Here is a 16,756-nt window from a genome sequence, read left to right on the forward strand (position 1 = left end):
AGTTAGGCTTGGGGATTCACACGCTATAAGCTTAATCTTTACTGGAACACAGTTCAGAGATTCGGTCACACATGGCTTGGTTGACTGCGAAGTGGGTGTTGAGGAATGCTAGTTGGGCAAGTGCCGATTCAGCGGTGCGCTCGTAGCCTTGGGTAAAGGTTGGTAGCAATTGGGCAAACTTAGGGAAGCGTGCTTCTAGCCTTCTATCCGACATAAATTCATCAACGAATTCAGGCTCAGACTGTTCAGTTTGATCCACAAGATCGATCAAACGATCGAGTGCGTAAGATTGAACGAACCGACTGCCCGACAGCTTTTCGCCTCGGTTATAACGAGACATACCCACATAAAGATTGGTTAGAGCCTCACCAATGATCCAATCTTGGGAATTAGTGTCTGTCTCCCCTTTTATTGGTGAAACACAACACTGTGTATCAAATTCATGTTGCTGCCAAACAATACGCCCTTCAGCAAACGGAATGTGCGCTAACTCGTGGGGTTCAAACACTGCAAACTCACAAAAGATTCCGTCAGCGTACAGAACTTTATAGCCATCGACGGTATTTCTCACTGCGTAGTCGATTGAGTGAATATCAGATAGCCAATGCAAACTGTCTAAGAAATACTGCTTGTGCCCTGTTTGCACTATTGCGAAAAAATCGACATCTGAGTACTGATCAAGTCGTTCTGTTTCAATACCTACTGAGCCCAATCCCAGCAAAGCATGAGCCTTACCCGATGCTTCCAAAGACTCCCCAATAGCATCTAAACGCTGGAGTAATTTTTCTGGTGTGTTTATGTGTCTTGTCTGCATCACTTTATCCGTTTGCATTGCTAAATCCCCATCAAGTTGAATGCCACTCAACCTAACTGATAGTTAGAACATCTAAGAAGCTTAATTTATAAAATGTGTGTTTCGGATAACGATCTGCGCAAGTTATTGTTTGAATAACGACTGGATTTAGGAGTAAAAAAGAGTGCGTTCAACCGATAAACAACACTCTTCTATCATGACTTATCTTTTTAACCGCTGTTATTTTTAACAAGCTTATATTTTAAAAAATCTTAGCCTATAAAATCTTTAGGGTTAAACCGATGACTTCGCCAAGTAAGCGCCCATTTCTTCTTCTGGCACCATGCCTCCACCAGTCGCCCACACAAGATGCGTTGCATTCGCTAGCGTCGATTCATCAATTTGTAGACGAGCAAGGTATTCGCTATTTCGCTCAACATAAACCGCACCTGGCATACCCGCTAACGCTGAAGGTTCAAGTTGAATACCCTCTGCTTGGTTCAGTTCGCCTAGCAATTGATACATGCGTTCATCGGTTAATGTGTAATAACCATCAAGCAAGCGCTCCATCGCGCGACCCACGAAACCTGAAGCCCGACCTACCGCCAAACCGTCTGCGGCGGTGAGGTTATCGATACCCAGATCTTGCACCGCAATCTCATCATGCAAACCGGTATGAACACCGAGCAACATACAAGGCGAATGGGTTGGCTCAGCAAAAATACAGTGCACGTGATCACCAAAAGCCATTTTCAAGCCAAATGCAACACCACCGGGGCCGCCACCCACACCACAAGGCAAGTAAACAAACAATGGATGTTCTTTATCCACTGAAATGTGTTGTTGTTCAAATTGCTGTTTGAGCCTTTGCCCTGCCACCGAGTAGCCAAGGAACAGGGTTTGCGAGTTTTCATCATCTATAAAGAAGCAGCGCGGGTCTTGTTCTGCCTCTTTCCGTCCTTGTTCTACTGCAACGCCATAATCTTGTTGATACTCGACCACGTTAACACCGTGCTCTCGCAGTTTACTTTTCTTCCAAGCTCTCGCGTCTGCTGACATATGAACAGACACGGTAAAACCTAGCTTGGCACTCATGATACCAATCGACATTCCTAGGTTACCCGTTGAACCTACCGCAATGCTGTATTGTTGGAAGAAGTCACGAAATTCAGGTTCGAGCAACTTACTGTAGTCATCGCTCTCACACAGTAACCCAGCGTCAATGGCAAGCTTCTCGGCATGCGTTAGTACTTCATAGATACCACCGCGAGCTTTGATTGAACCTGAAATCGGTAAATGGCTGTCTTTCTTCATCATCAAACACCCTTTTATAGGCTGCTGATAATGCGCTTCCAATACTGATTTCATAGATGGAATGTCAGCAAGCTCAGACTCGATGATGCCATTAGTCACTTGAGTTTCCGGAAACGCCTTGGCTAGATAAGGAGCAAACCTTTGCAGCCTCAAACTCGCATCATGAATATCTTGTTCGCCTAATCCCACATAAGGTAAACCGCGCTCCAGAGTCGTCACATTTGGGTTAAACCAAACCACTTCTTCCAATGCAATCAATTGTTGAAGTAATGGGAAATCTGAGATGAGTTTATGGGTATTCAATATGGTCATGGATTACCTTTTTTGGTAAAGCGCGCGACGCTGGTTCAGTCATTAGTAAACCTATTTAAACGGTATTTGTGTAATCATTCAATGATCTGTAGGCTAGCCTGTCTTCTCATAAGCAAACAGTAGAACAACCTATGAGCGCCTCTCTTCGTAATAGCATTTTCGTCATGTTAGGGATTCTATTCCTAGCACTTAACCTTCGTGGGCCTTTTACGAGCTTGGCTCCTGTGCTTTCTCAGGTTATGGAAGGCCTCAACCTTACGTCGTCGGCTGCTGGATTCTTAACAGCTTTGCCACTGTTAACTTTTGCCTTATTTTCACCATTAGTCACCAAGATATCTCAACGAATTGGTCTAGAACCTAGCCTGCTCTTAGGCTTAGTTTTGATCACTACGGGTATTACACTGCGCTCTTTTGGAGCAATTCCGACGTTATACATCGGCACAGTAATGATTGGACTTGGTATCGCGATTGGTAACGTGTTGTTGCCCGTTGTAGTGAAAATTAGCTTCCCTACTCGTATTGCGACAGTCACTTCTTTGTACATTTTTACGATGGGCATCGGTTCGACGTTAGGCTCAAGTTTGATGGTGCCGTTTTCAAATCTAACCTTATTTAAGATAACGGGTTGGCAATTAGCGCTGTTAATGAACCTAATATTCCCAATATTAGCTCTGATGATCTGGTTGCCTAAAATCAGAAAACGCTCTTCTATATCGACCAATAACAAGCATCAAGAAAAGCCGATTCCGATGAAAAAGATGATCAAGAGTGGCGTTGCATGGCAAGTGACACTAGCTCTTGGGCTGAACTCATTTACCTTCTATTCTTTGGCAGGCTGGCTTCCACAGATCTTGAACGACCTTGGCTACAGCGAAATCGATGCGGGTTATATCTACGGATTTCTACAATTTTCGACTATGGTTCCGGGATTGCTGTTACTGCCGTTCTTAGGTAAAAGCGATAACCAACAATGGCTCATTACGCTTTGTACTTCGAGTGTATTTATTGGATTGATTGGGCTGCTGTACTTGCCTGAGTTTGCGATCTTTTGGGTGGGACTGTTTGGATTAGCCAACTGCTCTACGTTTATTATTGCGCTCTCTTTTGTCGGCTTACGTACATCGAATAGCAGCCAAGCCGCATCGCTGTCGGGTATGGCGCAAGGAATTGGTTATGCTTTAGCGGCAACAGGTCCAACGCTGGTGGGTAAGCTTCATGCTCAAACCGATTCTTGGAGTGTGCCGATTCTGCTGATCGCATCTGTTGCATTTGCGTGCACGATTTTCGCAGCACTGGCAGCACGAGACAAAAAAGTGAGCGTTTAGGACAAACAGAATGGTTATGGCGTCGCAACTTTATTGCTCGCGACTCTATTGCTGACGACGGTTTTGATGTATTCACTTGGCGACAAACCAAACTTCCCTTTAAAGCGCTGGCTAAAACGCCCTTCCGATTGATAACCGCAAGACTGAGCCAACATCGCCACATTCTGCTGTCCGTTTTGCATCAGATAAAGCGCGTGACTCAACCGAACTTCAGCCAACACCTCACGATATTGCATACCTTCAAGTTTCAATTTACGGATAAGCGTGGCGCGGCTCATCGCAAAGCGTTCCGCCACCGACTCTAGCGGGTGTTTCTCGTCCGGTGAATGTGAAAGGTAATGGCTGAGCTTTTGGCTAAAAGAGACGTTGGCACTGACAAACAATCGATGCAACACCCCTTTTTCGGCTAATTGCTGGTATAAGCCCTGCAACCAAAACTGCTGGGTCTCTTTACTCATGCTCTGTATATCAAACGAAAACAGGGCATTGAGTGAGTCTTGTAAGCTACGATCCGCTTGTACTGTAGGCAGCCCCAGATCATTCGAGCGTTCCTCACTTAAATCAAGCATCCCTTGAGAAGGTTGGAATTGAAAGCTGAATACTCGCGACAAGAAACGTCCTTTGTGGGGCATGTTCTCAAAACTTAGTGAAGCTGATGCCTCACACAACAACAGCTCAGAATGTGAGAGTTCTGCCGCTGAATCTCTCCAAAACAGGCGCTTACTGCCTGTAATGATCTGAATGATACTAGGAGATAGAATCCTCACATTACGCAGTTTTTGTAACTGCTCTGCACGAAAGATCGTCACTTGATATTGATGATTCATCTCATCCCCCTTGTTTATTTATTATCAACGACCAGCTATCGCATCAATAACTGGTCGCTTTATTAGCTTGTGTAAATTATCAACGTGTATAAAGCTATTAACGTATACAAATTATTGACGTACATAAGCCATTAACGTGTGTAAGTTGTAGTCAGTTTCGCTTTGTCTAAAGCCATGCTGTTCAACGTGAATCCAACCACAGCCGACGGCGTGTTTTCGTCTAGGTTGAGCTTATCCGTTGGCAATGCCCAAACCGTGAACTGGTAGCGGTGCATACCATCTTTTTCAGGAGGACAAGCGCCACCGAAACCTACCGTTCCATAATCTATGCGGCCCTCTTTGCCACCCACTTTAGAGATATCGACACCGCGAGGTAACTCGCTCACTGTCGCTGGAATATCAAACGCCACCCAATGCCAGAAACCACTTTCAGTTGGTGCATCTGGATCATAAGCCGTGATTGCAAAGCTTTTGGTTCCTGCTGGAGCATCTTTCCACATCAACTGCGGTGACAAGTTCTCGCCGTCACAACCCCAACTTGAATATTCAAACGTCTTCGCCATTGGGTGACCTTCTTGAATATCATGACTCGTTAATTCGAATGCCTGAGCCGAACCAGCTGTTAAGATACTAAGTGCCAATACTGATTTAATGAGTGTTTTCATGGTGGTTCCTCTGATTAGGTATGAGCCCAGTATAGTCCCCTCCATCCGCCCAACAATGACAATAAGTACACAATTACCTAGTTTAATCCATTCAAATGATACTTACTGTATTTTTAATTTATTATTTTAAAACATGACCCACTCGACAATTTGTTGTTAAAGGAACACTTGTTGACATTCAGGTTACAAATCACGTCCAAAACTCTTTAGACTCGCCCCACGACTTTTAACGAGAATGATTGGATGCGCAGGTTTACCTTAGCCCTTAGCTTGATCTTTTGGCTCCCAGCTCTAGCCAATGCCCAAAGTTTGCAAGACAAGTGGCAAACTCTGTATCAACTGAGCTGGCAATCATCCCCACTCTTAGTATCTCAACAAGAGTTGGCTCAGTATCCGAAAGTTCTGCTCCATGAAAATAGCCGCTATCCTGATTTCAACCAATTCAGTTGGGACGACATCGCAGCGTTAGCGTCAATACAAGATCACTGCCAAGCGATTGAAAGCAGTAACCCTTCATTACATGAAGCCATCGAGTTCGAGCTCGCTCTGTGTCAGCAACAAACATTGGATTCGATTTGGTTTGCAGCACACTCCAAACGTCACCCTGCCGGTGGCAGCTTTGCTGGTCGTTATTTAGCCGCTTACCCAGATGTGACCGAGCAGATACGCCCATTTTTGAGTCTTACCAACCCTCAGCACCCTTTATATAACAAACTAGAAAGCCTAAGTGCACAAGGCAGAGAAGCACTGCTCAATGGATACCGCGCTTGGCAACAAGATGATGTGCTTTGGTTAAGTGGCGAACAAGGCTGGAAAGCTATTCCCTTAGATGTTTGGCAACCTATCGCAGAGCAACAAGAGGTATCTTTGGCAGGTGAAACCTGTACTTTTCGTTACAGTAACGTGTGCTTAAACGAGCCTAGCAATGACAATCTGATCATGAAAACGTTGATCTTTACATTGCTGCTAACGTTGCTTTCCGGGCTCGCTAGAGTCTTATACCTAAGAACAAAACAACGAAAAGAGAGGCAGTTCGTTTTACAGCTTCTTACTCATGAACTGCGCACGCCTATTACTAGCCTAGGCTTAACCGTCGAAATGTTTAGAAATCGCTACGATGACTTTTCTGATGAAACTCAAAGTGCGGTTTGGCGTTTAATATCTGACTATCAAAGGCTTTCTCAGCTCACCGAAAACAGCAAAGTGTACCTAAGTTCGGATCAGTCAGAGCCTTTGTTGAAGCAAAACGCTTCATTAGAAGAGTGGCTCGATCATGTCTGTGAAAAGCACAATATTTCTTATCAATGTGAAGCGCGTGAAGTTGAACTGAACCTTCCCTATTACTGGCTAACCATCTGCTTGGATAATCTAATCAAGAATGCCAAACAACATGGTAAAGGTGAGGTTTTGGTAAAGGTCGAACTCGGTGACAAGCTGACGATTGAGGTACAAGACGAGGGGCACTTCCCTTCACCGATACAACGGCTCATGTCTGGTGTCACGCCAAGTGAAACGCACGAACTGGATAACATGGGCATTGGCCTGACTATTGTCGAGCACTTGATGAAGCAAGCGAATGGCCGCCTCATTATTCTTCGTAACCCAACCCGATGTATTTTGGAAATTGCTTATGAACACCCTACTGCTGATTGAAGACGACCAACTGCTTGGACAAGGCCTCGTCAGCTTCTTTGAATCCAATGGTTACCAATGCCTTTGGGCGAAGGATTCAGAGAGTGCCAGTAAGCAATGGTTTCGAGCCGATCTTGTGATATTGGATCGACAGCTTGAAGATGGGGACAGCTTGCAACACCTTCCAAACTGGTTGCTCCTCAAAGCGCAGCCTGTGATTGTGCTGACCGCTAAAGTCGAAGTTCAACAACGTGTTGAAGGTTTAATGGCGGGTGCCAAAGATTACGTGACTAAGCCATTTTCTAACGACGAATTACTTGCTCGAGTCATTACCCAGCTACGTCCGTTAGGTGTGAGCCTCTTAAATTACGCAAATATCCAAATCAACTTGTCGGAACGAATCGCTTATCTGGACGAAAGCCCAGTCACATTAAAACCTAAAGAGTTTCAGCTATTGGTACTGTTTGTTCAGAACCAAAGCCGAGTGTTTCACCGAGATGAGTTACTCAATAAAATTTGGGGGTATCAGGCCTTTCCTAGTACCCGAACTATTGATAATCACATACTGCGCTTACGCCAGAAGCTGCCAACATTGAATATCGAAACGCATCGCGGCGTTGGTTACCGCTTGGCTGGGGAATCATAATGAAAGTTACTTCGTTAGCCGCACTGCTCTGCACATTGCCGCTCGCAAGTCATGCGGCTTGGTTTACTGACACGCCATTGCAGCACACCTATCAATCGTTGCTTGATGGTCAACCTCAAGTTGCGTGGCAAGAGCTACAAATCGCACTCGATCAACAAACACTCGATAGTGAGCTTTGGCTGCCAGTCAAACAAGAGATATTAAGCCAGACTCAATGTGGAACCTCACTAAAACAAAGTGCAGAGCCGAAACACCACATCCAAGTCAGCTTCATTCGACGCTATGGCCTGTCGTCGCACGGTTATCAAATCAAAGTCTCTGCCGAGCAACTCAACAAAGGCTTAGAAACCCAAACTCTTTCTTTGGTATCGCCTAAAGGCAAAGTCCTTCTTGATGGGCAACTCGTTTCCAATAATGAGTATCAAGAGATTGAAACCAATGAAATGTTCATCAAACCCGAATCTGGTGTTTATCAACTAAAGATAGGTTCAAATCACTACCCTATTATTGTCGCTTTAAATAACAGTAATCGATGGCTGACGCTCGAAAGTAAACTCAGCGAACCACATATCGTGCTCTCGCCTCCAAAGGTGATCGACAACTGCCCCGACGCTAACGTGAGTTGGCAATGGTTTGATGAAAACTACAACCTGCTGGGTTACAAAGTGCCAATCAAAACAGCGCAAGCACCCGTTCCCACAGAAAGTCCACTTGGAACCAAAGCCAAGCACTTGAGTGCTTCGGTTGAAATGTTTGAATACCAAGGCGCTATTGAAGTCCAATATGTGCAGCGCGTCGCCGTGCCTTTCTAATGGAAAACCACTAAAGCCAAACAGAAAATAGAGACATATAGGTGACAAAGCACTAGCGCTACTTAGGTGTAATAACCGTAGTTACCCTTTACGGAATCTAAATATGCTCAGCGTACGTCACCCACTCAATCTTTCTAATTTTGCCATTGTGGCTTTAACAACAGCTTGTCTGTTTTCATCCAACGCACAAGCGAGCCAAATAACGCTCACCAGTAACAACAATACCGTCGCTACCTCATCGAATACTTTAGAGGTCGATTGGAACGGCTTAAGCGTTAACAGTGCTGCTCTCACCGTTGATAGCCAACCACAGAAAGCGACCAATCTGGTCATTGGCTTTTCAGATAAAGCTGACTCAGCAAAAATCGCCACTTGGACCTTAGTACCCAGTGGAATAAACGTTAAGGCAGAGCTTAATCAAGACCAGCTCACTTTTCAGTTCAGCTTACCTTCAAATATACAGGTGAAACGAAACAAACCCATCGAATTGGCGTGGTTTGATCTTGCCGAACAACAAACTCAGACACTATTTCTTCCGTTTAGTGAAGGTATGCGCGTGCCTACTGACAACAAGCTTTGGGCAAGTTATCTCGTCGGTAACCATTCTGGAAGTAACACTACTCAAGACTTGAAGATGCCTTTTTGGACAGTACAGCAAAACAATCATTTCATTAGCTATCAAATGGTTAATGCAACCAACAATCAACTGCTCTTTTCAGATGCATCCTCTAATGCTTCCTCAAATACAAAAACCAAAATTGATATGAAGGCAGCACACCAATTTACGATGCTCAATCAGTCACAACCTTTTCTTGTTCGTATCACCCTCGGAGACTCGTGGTTAGATGGTGCCAAACAATACCGAGATTGGCGCATCAATAATGACCAGTCTGAAACGCTTGTAGCAAAGCAAAAGCGCAATCCAGATGTGACTAAGTTGATCGGCGCGAGCCACGTTTACCTATTTGGCAAAGACCCATTAAGCATCCAAGATGTGAGTGACTGGTGGGGATTGAAAACATGGTATCTAGAGGGCTCTAAACTAAGCGTTTCTGCGGAAGCGAAAAGAGAACTGTCGTCACTATCTAAGGGTAAAGGTTGGTTCAGTCAGTATCACAAACAACTATTGTTGGACTCTATTATCCAGTCATTGCAGGTGTTATATCCTGTTGGTAATCCGACACTCGAAGACAACACGATTAAAGCGCAATACAAAGCAGCACAGGATAAGAAGAACTGGTTGCTAAAGCACGCTTCCCCGTACCTAAACTCGTCAGATACTTGGGGACAAGCGCTGTCTTCAGACATGGTCGCTAATCTAAATAAGGCAGGTTTAAAAAAACTGTGGCTAGGATTCGATAATTGGATGCCAGCATTCTATCAACCTAACGCTGTGGGTCTGGCAAAACAGTCCGGATATCTGGTCGGTACTTACGATTCCTACAACACCGCAATTCCTGCGAAGCTCAATGACAACTGGCTAACCGCTCAATTACCAGAGCCGATGCGTCAAAGTTGTGCGATTGAACTAGCGGATGGGAGTTTGAAAAAAGGATTTCGTGGAAACGGCTTTTACTTAAACCCGAACTGCCATTTAGAATACGTAAAACAGCGTGCTCAAGACATTATGAGATTCGGCAACTTCAACAGCTTGTTCTTAGATGTTGATGCAACCGCCATGGCACGTGAAGATTACCGCGTCTCTATAGACAGTAATGGCAATACAAACGACGAATCAGACATGCTTTCTGCGTTCAACAACCGAATGAAGTGGCTTAGCGAGCAACCTTCGTTAGTATTAGGCTCTGAAGACGGCAACAGCCTAACAACAAAAGGCATCGCGTTTGCACACGGCTTAGAAACGGTTGGTTTTGGTTGGACAGACAAAGACATGAAAGAGAACCGCCAATCTCCCTATTACTTAGGTCGTTGGTACCCAGACCAAAAGCCCGACTTCTTCTTTAAGCCGGCCGAGGTTAAAGAGCCCTATAAGTCGCTACTATTTTCGCCTCAATATCGAATTCCACTTTACCAAGCCGTTTTCCATGATGAAGTAATCAATACGCACCATTGGCATTCAGACAGCCTTAAGTTCACTAATGTACAAGCAGAACGTGACTTAACCGCCATGCTGTACAACACACCACCGATGGTTCACTTGACCAGAGATGAAGCTTTATCAAGTTCAAGCCAGAGAATCAAAGCACTCAAACACTATCAAGATGGCTTTGAACCAATGCACGAACAGTTATGGGATAAACAGTTAGTCGATTCCGAATGGTTAGATAAGAGCGGCGATGTTCAACAAACTGAGTTCAGTGACGGGAGTAAGATCATTGCTAACTTTTCTAACAAGGCATTTCGTTACAACGGTGTCGATATTGCTGCCCTATCGGTCAAAGCTATATTGGCGAATGGGCAAGTCGTCGACTGGCAGCCCGATCATAGTTAGCTTCGATACGGTTTAGACAATAACGAATAATAGGAAGCCTAAGCACTTAACCGCTAAGGTTTTCCCCGTTACTTTTGCTTCCTATTTTGAAAGGCAGTCAGTAGATAGTCGATAAAGACCTTTTTACGTTTCGGCATCAACTGCCTGTCTGCATACACTAGGCTTACTGAAACTTCCGGCATCTCATATTCAGGTAACAGACGAATCAGCTTACCTGTCTTAAAGTGTTCCCGACAAATGAATTCAGGAAGCACCGCCAAGCCGAGCCCATCCACACACGCTGTTAGGCATGCCGTGATGGTATTCACCCGCAACTGACACGGTAGATCGATCAAAATCGACTCTCCGCCTTCTAATTGTAAATGCCACTTGGGTAGACGCGCGGCCTTGTTCACCACCTCAATCATTCTGAATGGCGGTTCAAGATCATCGGGTGAAGAGACGTCATCGAACTGCTCTAAATACTCAGGGCTGGCTGCCAATACACGCTTTGATGTTGTGAGGTAGCGAGAAACCAAGCTCGAGTCCACTAGCTCACCAATTTGTGCGTAAAGATCGATCCCCTCCGCAATGATGTCGACTTCTCGATTCGACAGTTCTAAGTTCAAAGTCACGTTTGGGTGCTCTTTTAGGAAGCTGTGGATGTATTTAGCTAATACTTGATGCCCCAATTCGACAGGCAACACAACATTTAACTGCCCTCGGATCAAATCCTGATTGGCTGAAACCTCTAGCTCAGCTTGGTTCATGATCTCTTGCATCTGCATGCTCGACTGATAAAAGCGCTCACCCTCTGGCGTTAAGACTAAACTTCGTGTCGAACGAGTGATCAACCTCACACCTAGATGCTGTTCCAGCTCGTCTAGCTTTCGGCTGACGGTCGACTTGGTCATGTTCAATGCTTCAGCTGCGTGCGTGAAACTCCCACAATCAACAACTTGTGTAAAAACAGTCACAGCATTTAAGTCCATCGTACTTCTCCCAAAGCGCCATTAGTTAGATTTTTGCAACAGTGTTTCCCTTTTTTCCTATCTTATCAATCAATCGAATTCATTTACAATTCGTTACATCTAAATAAAAACAAAATGAGAAAGAAAAAATGACAGAGAACAACAACGCTTCGCAAACAGTAAGCACAAAAAAACGTAAAAAAGCTCCGCTTATTGCTACTGCGATCATGCTGTCATTGGGTTTAGCCGGTGCTGGATACTGGTACGGCTATGGCCAGTACTTTGAATCTACCGACAATGCCTACCTACAAGGCGACATCACGAATATTAGCCCTAAGGTCTCTGGCTATATTGTTAAGTCTTATGTGAGTGATAACCAATCGGTTAAAGAAGGTGATTTGCTGGTTCAAATCGATGACCGTGATTACCAGTCAGCACTCGCTCAAGCAAACGCCCATTTAAGCGTCGTGCAATCAGACGTCAAAAATCTAGTGGCACAACAAACGTTACAACGTAGCAAGATCAATCAAGCAGAAAGCCGCGTTGATTCTGCACAAGCTGAATACGAACGCGCGATTCAACAAGTGGTACGTTCTCGTAGCTTACTAAAGCGTAACTACGCGTCTCAAGATGAAGTCGATAGCATGGTTGCACAACAAAAAGTAACTCAGGCAGATTTAGAAGAAGCAAAAGCAAACCTCGTTGCAACCAATGACCAATTAACCGTTATCGCTAGTGAGATTGAGCAAGCAAATGCATCCGTGACCGAAGCTCAAGCCCAGAGAGATCAAGCACAGCTTAACCTTGATTACACCAAAATTTACGCGCCAGCAGATGGCGTGATTGGTAAACGCAGCGTACGTGAAGGCTTGCTGATTCAAGCAGGCGCACCACTGATGAGCTTGGTACCAAACAACCAAGTGTGGATTGAAGCCAACTTCAAAGAGACACAGCTAAGTGGTATTCACAAAGGTCAGACGGTTGAAGTAGAGCTGGATGCGTTCCCGGGGCAGCCTCTTGAAGGTGTGGTAGACAGTTTCTCCCCTGCGACTGGCGCTAAATTTGCGCTCCTACCACCAGAAAACGCGACAGGTAACTTCACTAAAATCGTTCAACGTGTACCGGTTAAAATTACTATTCCAGATCAGCAAGAGTTGAAAGGTCGACTGCTTCCTGGTTTGTCTGTGGTAGCGACCATCGATAAACGAGGCTAGACCATGAGTAACGCTGGTGTTGTCACCCAAACAAATGATGATGACGAGGTTTCGAGACGCCATTGGATCGCCCTATTTGGCGGCTTGATTGGCGCGTTTATGGCGATCTTGGATATTCAGATCACCAACTCGTCTCTCAAAGATATTCAAGGTGCGCTATCAGCCACCTTGGATGAAAGCTCGTGGATCTCTACGTCTTACCTAGTCGCAGAGATGATCGCTATCCCACTCAGTGGTTGGCTTTCTAAAGCGCTCGGTAAACGCCGTTATATCACGTGGACGACAGCCATTTTCACCATTTCATCTTTGTTGTGTTCGTTCTCTTGGAACATGACCTCGATGATCGTTTTCCGCGCGATGCAAGGCTTCAGTGGTGGTGCTCTAATCCCGCTTGCTTTCTCGCTGGTGATTCAGTTATTGCCGGTCAACAAGCGTGCTGTGGGTATGGCACTGTTTGGTGTAACCGCGACCTTTGCTCCATCGATTGGCCCTACCTTTGGTGGCTGGCTGACGGAGAACTTCTCGTGGCACTATATTTTCTACATCAATATTCCGCCAGCTTTGCTTGTGATCACCATGATCCGATATGGCTTGGACGATGAAAAGCTCGACCTTGGCACGCTGAAAAAAGCCGATTGGTTTGGTATCGCCACCATGGCATTAGGGCTAGGTTGTTTGGAAGTGGTGTTAGAAGAAGGTAACCGTGAAGAGTGGTTCAGTTCGAGCTTTATTATTGGCTTGAGTATCGTGTCGGCGGTGAGTTTGGTTTACTTCGTGATAAACGAACTCCAACACAAGAAGCCATTGGTTAACCTGCGGCTATTGCGGGATGGGCAATTTGCGATGTCTTGTATCGCCTATTTGATTCTAGGAATGGCATTGCTCGGCTCTATCTATGTTCTACCGATGTATCTCACTCAAATTCAGCAATATAACGCGATGGAAATTGGTGAAGTGCTAATGTGGATGGGTTTCCCACAGCTTCTGATATTCCCAATTGTGCCAAAGCTAACACAGATCATTAAGCCTAAGTACTTGGTTACCTTTGGCTTCGCGATGTTCGGTTTTAGTTGTTACGTAAATACACACATGACAATCGATTTTGGCGGGCAACAGCTGATTTTATCTATGGTTCTGCGTGCTATTGGTAGTCCGTTCATCATGGTTCCGCTGTCTTTGGTTGCCATGAAGAACATCAGCAAAATGGACACGCCAGACGCATCAACGTTAACCAACGTAATGCGGAACTTAGGGGGCGCTTTCAGCATCGCGATTATCGCTACGCTATTGGATAACAAAACCCGTGAGCACTTAGCACACATCAAGGAGTCGCTACCTTCAGTGAGTCAACTTGGTTGGCAGACGCTTCAGCAACAACAAGCGTTTTTCATTCAGTCAGGAAGTGATGCCGCAACTGCGATGCAACAAGCACAAGCAAGTTTGCTCGGCACAATGCAACGTGACGCAGCCATCATGGCTTACAACGATGTGTTCTTAATGATGACGGCGTTCTTGGCTCTAGCGGCAGTATTGATTCTAAACATGCGTGATTAACGCTAGAGTTTCGGTAAATAAAACTTCAAGCAAAGAACAACATTTCGAATAAAAACTCGAACAATAAAACAGATAGGTGAGCTTATCGGCTTGCCTCTTTTTTATTTCTAAAACACGTATAACCCCACTAAAATCAGGTAAAAGTCACCTGCGTTTGAAGGCTTTCATAAATGTTATCTAATACTCTTTAATTACCAATAGTTTATTGAGTGTTTGTATGTGATATAGGCACCTTGACAATGTGCAACTTGACACCTAAATTAAAAAATAACATTTGGTATTAAGGAAAATGGATTTGACCTTACCAACAGACCTTCGAATTTTGATCGTCGACGACTCTAAAAGCGCAACAATACTTATTAAGCAGCAACTGGCTAGTTTGGGAGTTTCGCGCGACTGTATTTTTATTGCGACCGACTATCGAAAAGCAATTAAAGCGGTCGAGACACACTCTTTTCATGTACTCCTCATTGACTACCACTTAGAACAGTCTTTTACTGGCTTTGAGCTGTTGGGCATTCTGTATCGAAATCGCCTCATCGATCATACGGTGGCGACAATCTTGCTCTCTGGGGATATGCGTCAGGAAACAGTATTAACCGCCCTTTCAGGTGAAGCACACCACTTCGTTTCTAAACCGATTAATACTCAAACGTTGGGTAAAAAGATCCAAAGTGCCGTGTCCGTTTCAAAGAAACTCACCCAACTGAATGATTTGTATCCCATTGCCAGTCAAGAGAGATTAGCTCAAGCTTTGGCGATCTCCCCTAATGGTACTAGCGTTCAGTTCGAAGCGACATTGATTGAACATTTAATTGCAGGTAAGAAATGGCAGTTACTCTCTAGCGTCATTAACAACTCCAAAACCAACATGCACCCAACCAAATTGGTGGCTGAGGCGCTGATTCTCGACAGCTTAGGCAAGCCAAATTTAGCCATAGATAAGCTCCACAATTTTCTAATAGCACAGCCACTCTCATTGAGCGTGATTGACTGCTTAAGCTGTATCTATGAAAAACATAAAATGCTGCTGCCTGCTCTTAAATTAGCGATTCGTGCATTTGAGATGACTCCCAGCATCAGCCATCGTGCAATCAGGGCCATCGACTTAGCTGAGAACGCAGATAACACACATATGATCATAAAGTTAGGTGAGATGTATGCAACCCACATTTCAGCTGCTGACATTGATGTCATCCATTCCATTGGTGCGCACTTTAATTCCTTAAAAGCAACGTATCAGCGCGAGACGCAACTAAAGTACAAACGTATTTTGCTTGAGCACGCCAACCAATTCACCGAGTTGGTAAACCTGAAACTTCCGGTAAAACAACAGCAGCAAGTTTTGGCCAGCCTTGCCCTATTTCAGAGCAGCATATTGCTCATCGAAAATAGCCCTCAGATTGCCCACAAAAAAGTGATTAGAGCTTCGACACTGTTAGCGAACAATTTCCACAGCCAACCGACTTATTTGCTCACTCAGTTATTACCCATGCTCGCCCACTTTGGTGAGTACTCTCTTTATCATTTAACAGTGGAATGTCTCAAATCTCGTGGAGAAGCCATAAATCACCAACTTGAGTCCAAAAATGTCGACCCTTCAACGTGTATAAACATTGAAAATTTGGGTTCGATCCAAGAAATAAAGGACTACATTCACAGTTACCCATATTCAGTTGCCGCCAAACTTGACTATATATACGCCGTCAATAAAGCTCATATAGATGAGAAACTTAGCGACGACTATCTAGAAGAAATCTTACAGTTAGAACTTCCTCCAAAATGGAATCTATGGATTAGTGATTCATCAAGGTATGGTTTTTCCACTAAGCCGCCTAGCCCATTTTCAACATTCAGCCGACAGGAGTCCACATGCTAGACTTTGATGCTTTAAACGCCTATTTAGACAATGACAGAGACGTCATTTACGCCGTTTTGTCTACATATCAAGAAGACCATGGCAATTCGCTACAAGAGATCGAAGAGTTGGTTCAACAACAAGATTGGGGCAAGCTTCATTTTACCGTGCACACCTTAAAAGGCATTTTAGCCAGCTTTGGTGAAGAAACGGCCACAGTTGCATTGGAAAGAGTAGAACAAAACACACTCAATAAGCTTGCGCCGCAAGATGATGATCTTTCGGTTATCTACAGCGAAATGAAGATCATTAATCAGCAAATCGATGAGGTTCTTAGCACTTATTAGTCGATAGAATTAAAACGTGCATGGCGATACTTAACAGCCGACACAGCTAAAAGAG

At 44.6% G+C, this 16,756-nt stretch carries 14 protein-coding genes; 9 read left to right on the top strand and 5 right to left on the bottom strand.

The window, feature by feature from the left end; translation table 11 throughout:
• Positions 1 to 31 precede the first annotated feature (31 nt).
• Both AB4249_RS06865 and AB4249_RS06870 read right to left on the bottom strand, forming a co-directional pair.
• The gene (locus tag AB4249_RS06865; RefSeq protein WP_229647544.1) at positions 32 to 832 is read right to left on the bottom strand and encodes a hypothetical protein; all 801 of its coding nucleotides are present in this window, start codon (positions 830 to 832) and stop codon (positions 32 to 34) included.
• A gap of 255 nt (positions 833 to 1,087) precedes the next feature.
• Positions 1,088 to 2,419: a D-serine ammonia-lyase gene (locus AB4249_RS06870; RefSeq protein ID WP_372102630.1), complete on the bottom strand. Its 1,332-nt coding sequence runs from the start codon at positions 2,417 to 2,419 to the stop codon at positions 1,088 to 1,090.
• Positions 2,420 to 2,550: 131 nt separating this feature from the next.
• Between AB4249_RS06870 and AB4249_RS06875 the strand changes: the two genes are divergently transcribed.
• Positions 2,551 to 3,744, top strand: coding sequence for an MFS transporter (locus AB4249_RS06875; protein WP_372102632.1), 1,194 nt, complete (start codon positions 2,551 to 2,553; stop codon positions 3,742 to 3,744).
• 14 nt (positions 3,745 to 3,758) lie between these two features.
• Here the strand turns inward: AB4249_RS06875 and AB4249_RS06880 are convergent, their stop codons facing one another.
• On the bottom strand, positions 3,759 to 4,571 hold the full coding sequence (locus AB4249_RS06880; RefSeq protein WP_102568923.1) for a helix-turn-helix transcriptional regulator: 813 nt from the start codon (positions 4,569 to 4,571) through the stop codon (positions 3,759 to 3,761).
• A gap of 131 nt (positions 4,572 to 4,702) precedes the next feature.
• Positions 4,703 to 5,236 carry a YbhB/YbcL family Raf kinase inhibitor-like protein gene (locus tag AB4249_RS06885; protein ID WP_372102634.1) on the bottom strand — a complete coding sequence of 178 codons (534 nt, stop codon included), beginning with the start codon at positions 5,234 to 5,236 and terminating at the stop codon, positions 4,703 to 4,705.
• A gap of 243 nt (positions 5,237 to 5,479) precedes the next feature.
• Here AB4249_RS06885 and AB4249_RS06890 point away from each other — a divergent pair, with 243 nt between their 5' ends.
• The 4 genes from AB4249_RS06890 (at position 5,480) to AB4249_RS06905 (ending at position 10,778) form a co-directional block, all read left to right on the top strand.
• Positions 5,480 to 6,889, top strand: a complete 1,410-nt coding sequence (locus tag AB4249_RS06890; RefSeq protein ID WP_372102636.1) for a DUF3404 domain-containing protein — start codon at positions 5,480 to 5,482, stop codon at positions 6,887 to 6,889.
• Positions 6,867 to 7,514: a response regulator transcription factor gene (locus AB4249_RS06895; protein ID WP_372102638.1), complete on the top strand. Its 648-nt coding sequence runs from the start codon at positions 6,867 to 6,869 to the stop codon at positions 7,512 to 7,514. Before AB4249_RS06890 ends, AB4249_RS06895 begins: the two co-directional genes overlap by 23 nt.
• Complete coding sequence (locus tag AB4249_RS06900; RefSeq protein WP_372102640.1) at positions 7,514 to 8,326, top strand: DUF2861 family protein; 813 nt, start codon at positions 7,514 to 7,516, stop codon at positions 8,324 to 8,326. Before AB4249_RS06895 ends, AB4249_RS06900 begins: the two co-directional genes overlap by 1 nt.
• A 103-nt stretch (positions 8,327 to 8,429) precedes the next feature.
• Positions 8,430 to 10,778, top strand: coding sequence for a glycoside hydrolase (locus AB4249_RS06905; protein WP_372102642.1), 2,349 nt, complete (start codon positions 8,430 to 8,432; stop codon positions 10,776 to 10,778).
• Between the two features lie 68 nt (positions 10,779 to 10,846).
• Here the strand turns inward: AB4249_RS06905 and AB4249_RS06910 are convergent, their stop codons facing one another.
• Positions 10,847 to 11,749 carry a LysR family transcriptional regulator gene (locus AB4249_RS06910; RefSeq protein WP_017064671.1) on the bottom strand — a complete coding sequence of 301 codons (903 nt, stop codon included), beginning with the start codon at positions 11,747 to 11,749 and terminating at the stop codon, positions 10,847 to 10,849.
• Between the two features lie 128 nt (positions 11,750 to 11,877).
• On the opposite strand from AB4249_RS06910, the gene AB4249_RS06915 reads away from it, so the two are divergent.
• The 4 genes from AB4249_RS06915 (at position 11,878) to AB4249_RS06930 (ending at position 16,701) form a co-directional block, all read left to right on the top strand.
• Positions 11,878 to 12,942, top strand: coding sequence for an HlyD family secretion protein (locus tag AB4249_RS06915; RefSeq protein ID WP_017072190.1), 1,065 nt, complete (start codon positions 11,878 to 11,880; stop codon positions 12,940 to 12,942).
• A 3-nt stretch (positions 12,943 to 12,945) separates the two neighbouring features.
• Complete coding sequence (locus AB4249_RS06920; protein WP_017060506.1) at positions 12,946 to 14,496, top strand: DHA2 family efflux MFS transporter permease subunit; 1,551 nt, start codon at positions 12,946 to 12,948, stop codon at positions 14,494 to 14,496.
• Positions 14,497 to 14,785: 289 nt separating this feature from the next.
• Entirely contained in the window at positions 14,786 to 16,375 is a 1,590-nt protein-coding gene (locus AB4249_RS06925; RefSeq protein WP_372102644.1) for a response regulator, read from the top strand.
• The gene (locus AB4249_RS06930; protein ID WP_017060508.1) at positions 16,369 to 16,701 is read left to right on the top strand and encodes an Hpt domain-containing protein; all 333 of its coding nucleotides are present in this window, start codon (positions 16,369 to 16,371) and stop codon (positions 16,699 to 16,701) included. The genes AB4249_RS06925 and AB4249_RS06930 overlap by 7 nt, the downstream gene beginning before the upstream one ends.
• The last annotated feature ends 55 nt before the right edge of the window (positions 16,702 to 16,756 follow it).

This window comes from Vibrio sp. 10N.261.55.F4, from assembly GCF_041470465.1.
Taxonomy (GTDB): Bacteria; Pseudomonadota; Gammaproteobacteria; order Enterobacterales; family Vibrionaceae; genus Vibrio; species Vibrio crassostreae_C.

Bases quoted from the DNA above. Each gene is read 5' to 3' on its own strand.
- AB4249_RS06895 (WP_372102638.1), top strand. From the start codon at position 6,867: ATGAACACCCTACTGCTGATTGAAGACGACCAACTGCTTGGACAAGGC.
- AB4249_RS06910 (WP_017064671.1), bottom strand. From the start codon at position 11,749: ATGGACTTAAATGCTGTGACTGTTTTTACACAAGTTGTTGATTGTGGG.
- AB4249_RS06900 (WP_372102640.1), top strand. From the start codon at position 7,514: ATGAAAGTTACTTCGTTAGCCGCACTGCTCTGCACATTGCCGCTCGCA.
- AB4249_RS06880 (WP_102568923.1), bottom strand. From the start codon at position 4,571: ATGAATCATCAATATCAAGTGACGATCTTTCGTGCAGAGCAGTTACAA.
- AB4249_RS06885 (WP_372102634.1), bottom strand. From the start codon at position 5,236: ATGAAAACACTCATTAAATCAGTATTGGCACTTAGTATCTTAACAGCT.
- AB4249_RS06865 (WP_229647544.1), bottom strand. From the start codon at position 832: ATGCAAACGGATAAAGTGATGCAGACAAGACACATAAACACACCAGAA.
- AB4249_RS06890 (WP_372102636.1), top strand. From the start codon at position 5,480: ATGCGCAGGTTTACCTTAGCCCTTAGCTTGATCTTTTGGCTCCCAGCT.
- AB4249_RS06905 (WP_372102642.1), top strand. From the start codon at position 8,430: ATGCTCAGCGTACGTCACCCACTCAATCTTTCTAATTTTGCCATTGTG.
- AB4249_RS06925 (WP_372102644.1), top strand. From the start codon at position 14,786: ATGGATTTGACCTTACCAACAGACCTTCGAATTTTGATCGTCGACGAC.
- AB4249_RS06915 (WP_017072190.1), top strand. From the start codon at position 11,878: ATGACAGAGAACAACAACGCTTCGCAAACAGTAAGCACAAAAAAACGT.
- AB4249_RS06875 (WP_372102632.1), top strand. From the start codon at position 2,551: ATGAGCGCCTCTCTTCGTAATAGCATTTTCGTCATGTTAGGGATTCTA.
- AB4249_RS06920 (WP_017060506.1), top strand. From the start codon at position 12,946: ATGAGTAACGCTGGTGTTGTCACCCAAACAAATGATGATGACGAGGTT.
- AB4249_RS06870 (WP_372102630.1), bottom strand. From the start codon at position 2,419: ATGACCATATTGAATACCCATAAACTCATCTCAGATTTCCCATTACTT.
- AB4249_RS06930 (WP_017060508.1), top strand. From the start codon at position 16,369: ATGCTAGACTTTGATGCTTTAAACGCCTATTTAGACAATGACAGAGAC.